Raw genomic sequence first — 12,488 nt, forward strand, 5'->3', positions numbered from 1 at the left:
CTCTGCTCTCTCTACCGGCCGCGCTTTAACGGTGCTCACGCGCTGCCCGCCGCCCCCCCCCCCCCCCAACCCCCCCCCCCCCCCCCCCCGCCCCCCCCCCCCCCCCCCCCCGGGGGGGGGGGGGGGGGGGGGGGGGCGACCGTCGCCACCTGCGACAGCCCGGGGAGCCCACGGGCTGAGCGGGGCGCACCGGTATCCGACACGGAATCACCCACCTCTCGGCCAGGAGGCTGTTCCTCATGACGCACACGTCGACCGACCGGCCCACATCCAGAGCGAGCGGGGCCCTCGTCCCGGTGCTCGCCTTCGTGGGCATCGTGGTCGCGGTGATGCGGACCCTGCCCGTCCCGGTGATCAAGGACCTGCCGCAACTGGCTGCCCCCTGGTTTCAGGATGAACTTCCTGTCCTGTGAGCGTGTGCCTCGGTGATGCAGTGGTGCAGCCGGTCGCGCACGTCCCGAAGGTCCGTCATCTGCCGGTCGAGGCGGTCGCGTTCGGCCGTGAGCAGTTCCAGCAGTTCCGGTGACACTTCACCGGAGTCGGCGAACGGCAGCACCTCGCGGATGGTTCTGCTTGGCAGGCCCACGGAGTAGAGCCGTTGGATGAGCCTGACCCGTTCGACGGCGCCGGCCGGATATAGGCGCTGGCCACCCGGATTCCGGGTGGAATGGAGCAAGTCCTGCTGCTCGTAGTAGCGCAGTGCCCTGACGCTGACGCCTGCCTTCACGGCGACCTCTCCGATCCGCATCCCGGCCCCCTGACCCGCCTCCACGTTGCTTGCACCTGACGTTGGCGTCAGGTTCTAACGTAAAGGACACGGTGGGAACCATCCCTTACGAATTCTGGAGCACGGCTGTGACCAGCACATCTGCTACTCGTTTCTCAGGACCGCGGGAAGAATCAGCGATGTTCATCAGGCACACGCCCGTGATCGCCGGGAGCGCAGCGTGGTCGGTATGACCAACATGAACAGAACCGTCGTCGTTCTGGGTGCCACGGGGCAGCAGGGAGGATCGGTCGCAGCCGCGCTGCGGGCCGACGGCTGGGCGGTGCGCGCGGTCGTGCGCGACCCCTCCGGCCACCGGGCCCGGTCCCTCTCCGCCGCCGGCGTCGAAACCGTCCGCGGTGACCTCGGCGATCCGGATTCGCTCCGCGCGGCCTTTTCCGGTGCCCACGGCGTTTTCAGCGTCCAGCCGAACTCCGGCCAGGCGGGCGCCGGTGTGACGAATGAGGACGAGGTCCGCTTCGGCACGGCGGTGGCCGACATCGCCGAGCGCAGCGGAGTCGCTCACCTCGTTTACAGCTCGGCGGTCACCGCGGGTTCGGCAACGGGCGTCGACCATCTCGACACCAAGAGCCGTATCGAGGCCCATGTCCGGAGCCTGGATATCGCCGGCACCATCATTCGGCCGGCCACGTTCATGGAGCTCCTGGTGACCCCCGAAGTGGGTCTCGACCGGGGGCACCTGTCCTTCCTGATGCGCCCCGACCAGGCCATGCAGTTCATCGCGGTACGCGACATCGGCCGCGTCGCCGCCGCGGTCTTCGGCTCACCCGACCGCTACGTCGGCCGCACGGTGGAGATCGCCGGTGACGCTCTCACCGGCAACACCCTGGCCGGGCATCTGACCAGAGCCGCCGGCCGGACGATCGGCTACAGCCGCTTGCCGGCGACCCAGCTTGCACAGGACGAGGTCCTGTGCAAGCTGGCAGCACTCGTCGATGACGGCAGGCTGGCGGGAAACGCGCAACTCGACGCGTTGCGGGCTGAGTTCCCCTTCCTGCTGCGTTTCGACCGCTGGCTGGCGGGCCCTGGTGCGGGCCCCCTCGAGGAGGCGCTGCGTGCCAAGGAGGCGGGCATCGCTCCGCGCTGAACCAGGCCCTGCGTGTTCACAGCCAGTCATGCTGGCGGGCGTACCGTGCCGCTTCGTGCCGGGTCTGGGCCTTCCGCATTGCGTTGGACAGGTAGTTGCGGACCGGTGCTCTCGGCGAGGTGGAGCTGACCGGCGCATCAACGCCGAATACCGCCGTGCCGCCGAGTCATTTGCTCCGCCGGCTTCGGTCTGAGATAGCGAAGACACCCGCACCTACCCAAGCGGTTTCGCAGCTGGCTGCCGCGCATACTGCCCGGGACGCCCGGGCGTCCCGGGCGACGTCGTTCTTCACCGTGGCTCCGGCCCCGCCCGGAGCCCGGCTGTCACGCCGGGGCTGCGCCGGCCTCTTGCTGCGGGTGCGCGGGCCGTGCACCGTCGTCCAGCCCTTCCCTGGCGCTGGAAGGGCGCGGACCGTTTACGCGGCCGGGGCGAGTTCGGGGCCGGCGGCAGCAACGGCCGTGCTATCTCGCACAGTCCGTCCGGAACGATCCATCCCCACCGTCCACTTGCCATGAACAGCACAACCGTCAACTCGCCATGTAGGGCACGGTCTTACTGTTCGGTCTCGATCGCGTTCTGGATCAGGTATCTCGCCAGCGCCTTGCCGTGGCCGAGCGGCTCTGGTGTCCGTCCTCGTTGGAGGTTGGCCATGGCTCCGTCGTACACGAGCAGTACGTTGCCTGCCAGGGTGGCGGGCTTCTCGGTGGTGACGCTTTCCGCCAGCTGGTTCAGCCGCGTGAGAAGGAGCGTGGACTCCGCCTCGATCACGGCGCGGGCGGGGTGGCCGAGGTCAGGCAGCTCAATGCTGGTCGCGAGGAAGGCGCACCCGCGGCCCGGGGTGTACCGGTCCCGGTAGGCGGAGACTGCGTCGAACAGGGCCAGGAGCCTTTCGGCGGGGGTGGCTGCGGCGTCTACCGCTTCCTTCCATACCTGTTCCCAGCGGTCCAGGCGCCGTTGCAGCGCGGCTGCGATCAGGCCGTCCTTTCCTCCGAAGTGCGCGTAGAGCGTGGCGGGGGCGACGTGGGCGTGGTGCAGCACCTGATCGACGCTGGTGCGGGCGATGCCGTCCCGGGAGAAGAGCTCGTCGGCTGCGTCCAGCAATCGGTCCCTGGCGGACGGTCTGGCCGTGGCCTCAGCGGTGTCCTGGTCCATGCGCCCCAGCATAACGAGCGTTACAGTGAAACGATCGTTTCAGTGAGGTAAGGGAAGATTGAGCGCCTCTTGCCTCCTACCGGAGGTGCGCACGTGAGCGAACCGACCACCACGGGACCTGCCCGTACCCAAGCATTCATCGGGGCGGGCCTGGTCCTCGTCAGTTGCCTGAGTGTGCAAGCCTCGGCAGCACTCGCCTCGACACTTTTCGATCGGCTGGGTGCTCCCGCCGTCGCCGGGCTGCGGCAGCTCTGCGCTGCCCTCGTCCTGATGGTGCTGGTGCGTCCGAGGGTTCGTGGCCACATGCGGCAGGACTGGGCCGGCATGGTCATCTACGGCGCGGCGATGGCCGTCATGAACGTGGCCTACTACTGCACGGTGGGCCGCCTCCCGCTCGGCGTGGCGGCGACGCTGCTGTTCCTCGGTCCGTTCGTCGTGGCGGTCGCCTCGGCGCGCGCTTGGCGCGAAGCGCTCCTCCCGGCAGTCGGCCTGGCGGGCGTAGTCCTGGTCACGGAACCCGGCGGGACAGATGAGTGGGCAGGAATCGCCTTCGGACTGCTCTCGGCGCTGGCCCTTGCCTGCTACACAGTCTTCGCGCAGCGCGTGGGCAGGGCGTCCTCCGGATTGGAGGGACTGGCCGTGTCGGTCTGCATATCGGCGATCCTGCTCCTCCCCTTCTCCCTTCCCGCCGCCCCAAGCGTCAACGGATCCGACTGGGGCCTGGTCGTTGTCTCCGGCGTCGTCGGGGTGGCTCTCGCTTTCACCCTGGATTTCCAGGCCGTGAAGATGGCCGGAGCCAAAGTGGTCGCGACGTTGTTCTCCCTCGATCCAGTGATGGGCGTACTCATCGGCGCCCTCGCACTCGCCGAGAGTCTCTCCGCATCGGTGCTCGTCGGCATGGGACTGATCGTGTCAGCCGGTGCCGTAGCGACCTGGCGTGCTGAAAGCCTCCCAGCTCCGCCGATGCCAACCAGTACAGACCGCCCGTAACTCGGAAACGAAAAAGGGTCATCGGCCGCACCCCACCAGCAGTCACTCCTTCTGCCGGTAGGACCAACGAACTGCCATGTAGGACATGGTCTGCCCGTCCGGCCGCGATCGTACTCAGCCGGGCGTACGCGACAGGCGAACCCGTTCGAGCCTCTCCGGACGCAGGAGGACCGGGCCGAGCAGCCCCGACGACCGGGCTTCTCCGTGAGCGTTGGCGCCGGTGTTGGTGACGCGTACGCGTACGACGTTCGTGCCCGTGCGAAGGGCGGAGGTGACGTCGCACCGGTAGGGCGCCCACAGCCGGGCGGGCAGTTCCCTGCCGTTGACCATGATCTCGGCGACGTCGCGCACGTCCCCCAGGTCGAGGCTCCACACTCGGCCGGACAGGGTCCGCGCGTCGAGGGTGAACTCGCGTTCGTAGACTGCGGATCCGGAGTGGGCGGGGTCAAGGTCCGTCCAACTGCCGAGCGGGCGGCGGGTGTTCGGGGCGCCGTCGCGGTCGAAGCGGAAGCCCCAGTCGCCGTCCAGCGGTACGGGGGTCAGTGGGTCCTCGACGGTGAGGGTGCCCTCGTACCGGCGGTCGCCGTGCCGTGCGACGACGCGGACGGTGGCCGGAGACATCACCCGAACGGTGGCGGTGCCCGTGCGTCCCTCTACCGTCAGTCGCTCCACCGGCGCATTGGATTCGACCGCGTGCGCGGGCTCGCCGTGGGACGGGGTGCGGAAGACGACCGCGATCGCGGCCTTCGCCTCCAGAACCAGCGGTACGGCAGTCCCCTTCCCGCCGGCCGGCCCACCGGGGAAGGGCGCCCGGCGCCAGACGCCGACGGGCGCGGCGCGGCCCGTGTCCGGGTCCCACACCTCCGGGACGCCGAGCGCGGGGAACGTCGCGGTGAACTCCGCCCGTTCCGCCCGCTCGTTGTGCAGGAGGAACGCCTGCTCACCGGCGCGCTCCAGGCGCAGTACGCGCACCTCCGCGATGACGGGCGCGAGCGTCGCGGCGCCGCCGCCGGCCGACGCGACCTTCGCGGCCGCCTCCGCCGGGTCCTTCGCCCGGTGGGCGCGGGACGGCCGCCCGCCGGAGAAGAGTCCGTCCAGGGCCCGCGCCAACTCCTCGTTCCGGCCCGCCGGTTCGCGCGTGGGCAGGTCGCCCACGGCGACGAGGACTCCGCCGCCGTCCACGAAGCTGGTGAGCGCGTCCACAGCACCGACGGACAGCACGGGTGTCCGGGGCAGGACGACGATGCCGTACTCCTGGGGCCCGACGGCGAGTCGGGACCCACGGACGCGCGCGTGCTGGACGAGCGCGGGGTCCTTGTCCAGCGCTCCCTCGTCCAGCAGGTCGAAGTCGATCTGGACGTCCTCCAGGGCGTGGACGGCGGCCACGAACGCATCGTCGAGCGTGGTCTGTTCGGGTCGGTCCTGAACGGATTCCGCGGCGCGCTGGGGCTGGACGAGCGCGGTACGGGCCTTGCCGGTCGCGCGCGCCGCCTCCACGAGCCGTCCGATCCACTCGTTGAGGGGCGTGGAGAGGTCCCACCACGGGCTGACCGGCTGGAAGGGCGGCGGGTAGACGATGCTGTCCGCGTCGGAGAAGCGGGCGTGCAGCAGCACCTTGTTGACGCCTCGGACGACGAACGAGCCGATCACCTCGCGGGTCAGGGCGGGGGTGACTCCCCATCCGGTGCCGCCCATGGCCTCCAGATAGACGCGTCGCCGTCCTGTCTGATGGGCGGCGCTGGCCGGCCAGCGCGGCAGGATGCGGTGGTACTGGCGCTGGAGGTGGTCGAAGATCAGGTCGGTGCCCGGTATCTGGGCCCACTGGTGCGCGGTGTTGAGGTTGCCGGTGCTCTTGATCTGCTCGGCGGGGCCGTACTCGTCCCACAGCGGGTTGGAGACGAGTTCGAGACCGCGCTCCTCCATCCAGGTCCCGACGCGCCGGTAGTACGCGGCGGCGAACCGGTTGGAGACGGCACGCCAGAAGACACCGCGCAGCCGGTCGCCCTCGTCGCCGAGGTCGTCATGGACCGCGGTGAGCACGATCCCGAGACCGGCCCGGCCACCCAGACGGCCGACTTCACCGGCGAGACTCGGGGACCAGGGAGGTCTGCCCCAACCGGCGTCGGCGGACGCGACGAAAGGCTCGTCGTCGGCGAAGCCGCACAGGACGCCGCCCACGGCCCACGGGAATCGGCGCAGGTACTCGCCGGGGACGGTGTCCATGAAGAGGTCGACCGCCTCGTCGTCCAGGAGGTCGAGGTAGTCGCGCCTGCTGCCCGTGGCGTCGGCGAGTGGCCGGGAGGTGTAGCTGTCCACCTGCCACCGCCCTGCGGGCGCCGTCCAGACACCGTCGCCGTGGACGGCCTCGGTGAGGTCGATCATCTTGGCGAGCGCGCCGGAACCGGTCGCACCGGCGGGCCGGGCCGCGGCGGCGACCACGTCCCCGAGGTCGGCGGGGGTCTCGAAGTCGTCCAGGGCGGAGGGGTCTTCGAATGTCTGCGAGTACAGCGTGGCGCCGGCCGGGTCCACGACGGTGAGGCTGTCCCAGGACGAGCGCTGAGTGGCGGTCGCCCGTACGCCGACTGTCCCGGTGGCGAAAGTCTTGTCGGTCACCGGGGTGAGGGCGGCGCCGTCCAGGGCCGGTGTGATGTCCGATCCCCTTACGGAGACGGTCAGTTCGTGGTCGGCGTCGGCGTCGAATCCGTCAACGGCGCCGCCCTGGCGCAGCAGCGTGAAGCCGCCGTCCTTCTGGCGCCAGATGTCGATGCCGCCGTCGGAGCGCAGGTCGGCCAGATATCCGTTCCTCGCGTCGGAACAGCGCACCATCAGGCCCGCGTTGGCCCGCTCGACCCGGACCCTGGCGGTCACCGTGCAGTCGCCCCACCCGGTGCCCTTCGCGAGCACGCGGACACCGTCGTACGAGGCGGCGTCCACGCCCAGGCGTCCGCCGGCGACGGTCAGGGCGTGGGCGGACAGCGTGACCGAGGTGCCGCCCTCGACCTCGACGCTGCTCCTGCCGACGTTCTTCGCCCGCAGATCGGGGCGGGGCCGGTAGGTCCGGTCGCCGACCGTGCCGCCGTTCACCACGAATCCGCCCGCCCGGCCGCTGGGGAAGAAGTCGTCGTCGAACAGCCACAGTCGCATGTGATGACGGTCCGCCTCGCGGAGCGTGTGCTCAATGATGTCGAACCACGCCTCGGTGAAGAAGGCGGGGCGCAGCGCCGGGGTGTCGAAAGGGAAGACCAGTACCTCGGTCACGCCCTTGTCCCGCATGTCGGCGAGTGTCTCGTCCACCAGGGCGGGGGTCACCGTGCCGTTCCAGAACCACAGCACGAGGGGCATGCTGCCGGTGCCGGGCCGCGCGAAGCGGGCGGCGGAGAATCCGGTGGAACCACCGGTCGTGGCACCGGAGTTGGGACCGGGGCCGGGGTCACCGGGATCGGCCGCGTACGCGGGTTGCCAGAAGGTGGCCGCTCCGCCGGCCGCCGTGGCCGCCGCCGTGGCCGCGGCGAGTTGAAGGAGGCTCCTGCGGGTGGGCGTGCCGTCGGTCATCGAGTCTCCCTCGGCGGGCTGATACGAGTCCACGCGGTCGGCGACAGTAAATGAAAGGATTCATTTCTATCGACAGGGACGCTATGGCAGCCTTTGGTTGAGGGGCAATGGGTGGGATGGACCGTTTCACAGCGCTTCACCGCACGAGCCCCGCGCGCGGACGGGCCCGAACCCGGGGTCCTCCCCGGGTCCGGGCCCGCCGACGGAGCCTCAGTCCGCGTAGACGCTCAGTCCGGACAACTGACCCGCCGGCCAGCCGGTGTTGCCGGTGATCTGCACCCGTACGTACCGGACGGACGCCGCCGAGGCGAAGGTGACCGTCACCGTGTTGCCGCTCGACGGGTCGAAGACACGGGCGGCCGGGGCGCTCAGCGTGGTGAAGCTGGTCGCGTTCGTCGAGCCGAGGACGGACAGCGTCTGGCTGCGGGTGGCCCAGGCGGGGTTCGGCGGCAGCGACAGGACGACCCGCCGCACCGGCAGGGCGGAACCGAGGTCGACCTGGATCCACTGCGGGAACGAGTTGTTGGCGCTCTCCCAGTAGCTGTTGCCGTCACCGTCCACGGCGTTGCCGGGCCCGTAGTTCTGTGTCTGGCTGCTCGCGCTCGCCGCCTTGCGCAGTGCGAGGTCGCCCGTCGGCGGGTTGGGGCCACCGCCATCCACGACCGGCGGTGTGGGGCGGGTCGCGGTCAGCGCCAACTCGCCTTTCAGCATCCGCCCGCCGTCGCCCGTGAGCCGCAGATAGTAGTCCGCCGAGCAGGCCGTGCCGTCCTCGTCCAGGGCCCTGATCCCGGACCCCACCGGGACCTGCGCGGCGGTCTCCGCGGTCTTGGCGATCTGGTTGCCCTCGTTGAACTCGTCGAACATCGAGATGTAGATGCCCTGAACGCCGATCCGGCACATGTTGTAGAACTGCCGCCACATGAAGTCGCCGTGCGCGCGGTGGCCCGACTGGAGGTCGCCGGGCAGGACGCACGGCTGGTAGTCGATCCCGTTGGCGTCGCAGTGCGCCTGGTCGGGCGTGTTGACGTTGGCGTAGAAGTTGTCGGCGCCCGCGATGTCCCCGATCCGGCCGACCATCCACGGCGAGAGCATGTCGAAGGCGTGGTACACGTCCAGATATCCGGACCGTGAGTCCTCGATACCGCGCCGCTGGGAGAAGTTGGTGCCCGCCTAGCGGGCACGGGCATCGAAGGAGTACCCCTCGGACCTCCGGGCGGCGGTGGGCCCCGGTGCGCTACAACCTGCTGGCCGCGCTGTGCTACGTGCGGGAGACAGAGATCACCGACTCGCTGTTGGAGCTGTTCATCCGGCTCGTGCAGAAGATCAATACGGGGGTCGGGCTGAAGGTGGCCCACGCGTCGGAGCGGTCGAGCGCGGCGTGTGGTCAGCCCGACCGGCTGGCGGGGCCGTGGCTCGGCCCGGTACCGCGCCGACGGGTGGCGTGTGGTCGCGCGCTCGCCCGTCAGGGTTCAAGTACTGGGCAGTCCTGTGCAACGACCTCCGTGCTGCCCGCACATTGACCCGTGCGCCACAGGGACTCCTTCACAGTGTTGCGCAACGTTGATTAGCCTCCTATCGGTGGTGTGCAGTATTACGCCTCCGCGTCCACGATCGAGGAGAGCCCGGAGGTCTGATGGTGACACCGATCGGACGAGACCGCGGGGGCTCGAGCCCCGCAAGTGGCGCGAAACGAGGCGACACGTCCGGTGCTGTCACGGTTGCCGCGGAGATTCCCGCCCTCGTCGGCCGGGACGATGCCCTCGTCGGCGTGACGCGGGCGCTGCAGTCCGGACGATCGCTGGTGCTCATCGAGGGCGAGCCTGGTATCGCTGGTTGCGACGATCGCGCGGAAGGGCCTGTGGCTGTGGGCGACCGACGTGCTTCCCGTCCGGGTCGAGGCGCTGGTCGCCGCCGGCGCGGACGCGGACATCGACGCACTGCTCGGGCAGTTCGCGCTCTGGCTCGACGACCGGACCGCACCGGCGCCGACTGCCGCATTGGCCACCTGCCGGGCCATCGTGGCCGAGGCGAAGAACCGAAGCGACGGCCGGACACCGTCTGTCGGCGTACACGTGAACGTCCCCACCCGCGTACGGATGAAAAAGGACAGTTGTTGATGCGTTGAGACCTGCGGATCGGCACTCTGCTGCTTGGTCGGTGAGAGGCGGCGGAAGGCGGTTGACGATGGTGCTGGATCCGCATCGATGGTTGGAATTGCGGCGTTTCCGGAGTCTGTTGGAGTCCGGCGCGATCAGCCTCTCGGAGGTGGCCCGGGAGACGGTCCGCAAATATCTGTAGGCACCAGGTCCGGCGACCCCGCCGCGCCGGTCGCCGAACGGGCGCTCGAAGGCGAGGGTGATTGACGAGTTCGTGCCGCTGGTCGACTCGATGCTGCGGGCAGAGATCCTGATGAAGGCCGCGGTGATCCACGGGCGGCTGGCCGCGGAGTACGGGTTTACCGGCAACTACCAGCGCGTCAAGCTCTATGTTCAGGAAGCCCGGCCCCGCATCGCCGAGGAACTCGGCATCACGCCGAAGGAACTCGTCGGCATGCACCGCCGCTTCGAGGTCATTCCCGGCGCCCAGGCCCAGGTCGACTGGGGCGATGAGGGCAAGATCCTCGCCCACATGGGCATCCCGAAAGTCTACTCCTTCCACATGACGCTGTCGTACTCGCGCGACCCGTTCTGCTGCTTCACCACCAGCCAGGACCTCCAGTCATTCTTCGACTGCCACCGACGGGCCTTCGCCCACTTCGGCAGCGTCCCGATGATGATCGTCTACGACCGAACCAAGACCGTCGTCCGCCGCCATGTCGCGCCGGGCGAAGCGGTCCCGCTGCACCCGGTAGCGGTCGGGTTCGCCGGCCACTACGACTTCGACATCGACGTCCTGGCCGCCTACCGGCCCACCGGCAAAGGCCGCGTCGAACGGCAGGTCCTCATCGTCCGTGACCACGTCCTGTCCGGCCGGTCCTTCTCCTCCATCGAAGAGATGGACGCCGCCTTCACCACCTGGGTGCCGCAGCGACGGGCTCAGGCCCACAGGCGCCGGCCGCCTGACGAACAAGCTCGGCACCTACCTGCGGCCCAGCGTTCTCGTCGTCGACGAGGTCGGCTACCAGCCCCTCGAACGAGCTGAGGCGAACCTGGTCTTCCAGGTCATCTCAAAGCGCTACGAGAAGGGCTCGATCATCCTGACCTCGAACAAGACCTTCAGCGAATGGGGCCAGGTCTTCGGCGATGAGGTCCTCGCCACCGCCATCCTCGACCGACTCCTCCACCACTGCGAAGTGATCTCCATCAACGGCCCCAGCTACCGGCTCAAGAACCGCCTCAAGGCCATCGAGCGTGACAACGACGTGGCCTGACAACCCACGTCGCTTCCGGCGGCCGAACACTTGATCAGTTGTTGATCACCCGCTGAAAGATCTCGGGGAACTCGCCGTTCTCGATCAGTCCGGCGATCACGCCGGTCATGCAGTCGATGCCCGAATCACGGACGATCAGCCCGTCCGCGACCCAGAAGTACCGGCCCCCGAGGGCCTCTTCGGTCCCTGCCCAGAGCTTCATCAGGCGCTCGACTTCCGCGACGGTGAACACGGTCGCGGTCCAACGAGATCCATCCCTCAGAGTCACGAAGACATCGACGTTGCAGACCTCGTCCAAGTCCTCGCCATCGCTGGGCAGGAACGACGCTTCGAAACCCTCCATACGGACCTGATACCAGGGCTCGTCCCACCCTCGCTCGATCGCTTCAGACGATGTGCTGCGGCTCATCGCGCGAGTGTCCCTGGTCGGGGCAGCGATCTCAACCGACATCCTCTGCGGTGCTGCCCCCACCCGCGTCCAGAGCTGGGGACGTTCGTCCGTACGCAACTGGGGAGAAAAGTCCGTACGCCGACAGCCGGCTCCGCTCCGACCGTGTGATGCGCCGGCCAAGACCCTCACGCGAAGAGTTCTTCCTGGTCAATCCCAAGGGCGGTCGGCCACCCAAGCACGGCGGCGAGTTCGTCTTCGGCGACCCTGGTACCTGGGGCACTGAGCAGGCCGTGACCGTCACCGACACTCGCCTCTACGGGAAGGCGACCGCGCAGGTGTGGGACCGGCTGCACCCCAGGCTGACCCGGCGGGCCACCTGGCTCGACTACGACGGACCGTTACCTGTCATCGAGGGCACCGTGATCCGTCTGGCCGTCGAGCACCTGCCCTCCGGCGGGGTCAACAAGCCGGTCTGGCTGTGGTGGTCGGGTACCGGCGCCACCACGGCGGACGTCGACCGTTGCTGGCAGTCCTTCCTCCGCCGCTTCGACCTCGAACACACCTTCCGTATGCTGAAGCAGACCCTCGGCTGGACCCGGCCGCGGCTTCGCACCTCGGCCGCGGCGGACCGCTGGACCTGGCTCGTGATCGCCGCTCATACCCAGCTCACACTCGCCCGCCCGCTGGCCTCCGATCTCCGTCGGCCGTGGGAAAAGCCGGCCCCGCCGGGCAAACTCACCCCCGCGCGTGTCCGACGCGGGTTCAGGAACCTCCGCGCGAAAGCGGGTTCTCCAGCCGGTGCACCGAAACCCACCCGCCCCGGCCCCGGACGCCCGCCCGGCTCGAAAAACCGTCGCCCCGCTGCCCGTCATAACGTGGGCAGAGTTCTCACGACCGGCCAGGCATACACCCGCCCCGCCCACCACGAAGTCGGTACGAAGCCCCGACGCCAAGCCTCACCACCGCCCCGGCATTGAAGCTCCCCTGGCAGTCGGATTGGATTGCAATGGCGTGACAGCCAGAAGCAGGGGGGAAGGGAAATGTTCGCGTTCCTTGTGCTGGGCTTGGTACTGCTCGCCCTGGTCATCATCTTGGGGGTCATCGGGGTGCACGCTCTGCTCCTCGGCCGTATGCCCGGCCGATGGCTCCAGCAGCGAGT

At 69.2% G+C, this 12,488-nt stretch carries 9 protein-coding genes and 5 pseudogenes; 8 read left to right on the forward strand and 6 right to left on the reverse strand.

What is annotated here, in order from left to right; translation table 11 throughout:
- Window positions 1-239 precede the first annotated feature (239 nt).
- Entirely contained in the window at window positions 240-413 is a 174-nt protein-coding gene (locus ACFWHU_RS27440; RefSeq protein WP_387228216.1) for a hypothetical protein, read from the forward strand.
- Here ACFWHU_RS27440 and ACFWHU_RS27445 read toward each other — a convergent pair.
- Entirely contained in the window at window positions 389-748 is a 360-nt protein-coding gene (locus tag ACFWHU_RS27445; protein WP_387228207.1) for a MerR family transcriptional regulator, read from the reverse strand. The genes ACFWHU_RS27440 and ACFWHU_RS27445 overlap by 25 nt on opposite strands.
- A 208-nt stretch (window positions 749-956) precedes the next feature.
- Between ACFWHU_RS27445 and ACFWHU_RS27450 the strand changes: the two genes are divergently transcribed.
- On the forward strand, window positions 957-1,874 hold the full coding sequence (locus ACFWHU_RS27450) for an NmrA/HSCARG family protein (protein ID WP_387227989.1): 918 nt from the start codon (window positions 957-959) through the stop codon (window positions 1,872-1,874).
- A gap of 16 nt (window positions 1,875-1,890) precedes the next feature.
- Here the strand turns inward: ACFWHU_RS27450 and ACFWHU_RS27455 are convergent.
- Window positions 1,891-2,008 (reverse strand): annotated as a pseudogene (locus ACFWHU_RS27455) (LuxR C-terminal-related transcriptional regulator); the annotation flags it as partial.
- Between the two features lie 418 nt (window positions 2,009-2,426).
- Entirely contained in the window at window positions 2,427-3,026 is a 600-nt protein-coding gene (locus tag ACFWHU_RS27460; RefSeq protein WP_387227991.1) for a TetR/AcrR family transcriptional regulator, read from the reverse strand.
- 93 nt (window positions 3,027-3,119) lie between these two features.
- On the opposite strand from ACFWHU_RS27460, the gene ACFWHU_RS27465 reads away from it, so the two are divergent.
- Entirely contained in the window at window positions 3,120-4,016 is an 897-nt protein-coding gene (locus ACFWHU_RS27465; protein ID WP_387227993.1) for a DMT family transporter, read from the forward strand.
- 114 nt (window positions 4,017-4,130) lie between these two features.
- On the opposite strand, the gene ACFWHU_RS27470 is transcribed toward ACFWHU_RS27465, so the two are convergent.
- Entirely contained in the window at window positions 4,131-7,568 is a 3,438-nt protein-coding gene (locus ACFWHU_RS27470; protein WP_387227994.1) for a glycosylhydrolase-like jelly roll fold domain-containing protein, read from the reverse strand.
- Between the two features lie 210 nt (window positions 7,569-7,778).
- Window positions 7,779-8,717: pseudogene (locus tag ACFWHU_RS27475) on the reverse strand (discoidin domain-containing protein); the annotation flags it as partial.
- Between the two features lie 80 nt (window positions 8,718-8,797).
- On the opposite strand from ACFWHU_RS27475, the gene ACFWHU_RS27480 reads away from it, so the two are divergent.
- The 4 genes and pseudogenes from ACFWHU_RS27480 to ACFWHU_RS27495 all read left to right on the forward strand — a co-directional run.
- Window positions 8,798-9,088: a hypothetical protein gene (locus ACFWHU_RS27480; protein ID WP_387227996.1), complete on the forward strand. Its 291-nt coding sequence runs from the start codon at window positions 8,798-8,800 to the stop codon at window positions 9,086-9,088.
- A gap of 357 nt (window positions 9,089-9,445) precedes the next feature.
- Window positions 9,446-9,685: a hypothetical protein gene (locus ACFWHU_RS27485; protein WP_387227998.1), complete on the forward strand. Its 240-nt coding sequence runs from the start codon at window positions 9,446-9,448 to the stop codon at window positions 9,683-9,685.
- A gap of 67 nt (window positions 9,686-9,752) precedes the next feature.
- Window positions 9,753-10,616: pseudogene (gene istA / locus ACFWHU_RS27490) on the forward strand (IS21 family transposase); the annotation flags it as partial.
- A 1-nt stretch (window position 10,617) separates the two neighbouring features.
- A pseudogene (locus ACFWHU_RS27495) lies at window positions 10,618-10,938 on the forward strand (ATP-binding protein); the annotation flags it as partial.
- A 34-nt stretch (window positions 10,939-10,972) separates the two neighbouring features.
- Here the strand turns inward: ACFWHU_RS27495 and ACFWHU_RS27500 are convergent.
- Window positions 10,973-11,347: a hypothetical protein gene (locus tag ACFWHU_RS27500; protein ID WP_387228000.1), complete on the reverse strand. Its 375-nt coding sequence runs from the start codon at window positions 11,345-11,347 to the stop codon at window positions 10,973-10,975.
- A 128-nt stretch (window positions 11,348-11,475) separates the two neighbouring features.
- Here ACFWHU_RS27500 and ACFWHU_RS27505 point away from each other — a divergent pair.
- A pseudogene (locus ACFWHU_RS27505) lies at window positions 11,476-12,306 on the forward strand (transposase); the annotation flags it as partial.
- Between the last annotated feature and the right edge of the window lie 182 nt (window positions 12,307-12,488).

Origin of the sequence: Streptomyces sp. NPDC060366, assembly GCF_042725135.1 — a bacterium.
In the GTDB taxonomy this organism is placed as follows: Bacteria; Actinomycetota; Actinomycetes; order Streptomycetales; family Streptomycetaceae; genus Streptomyces.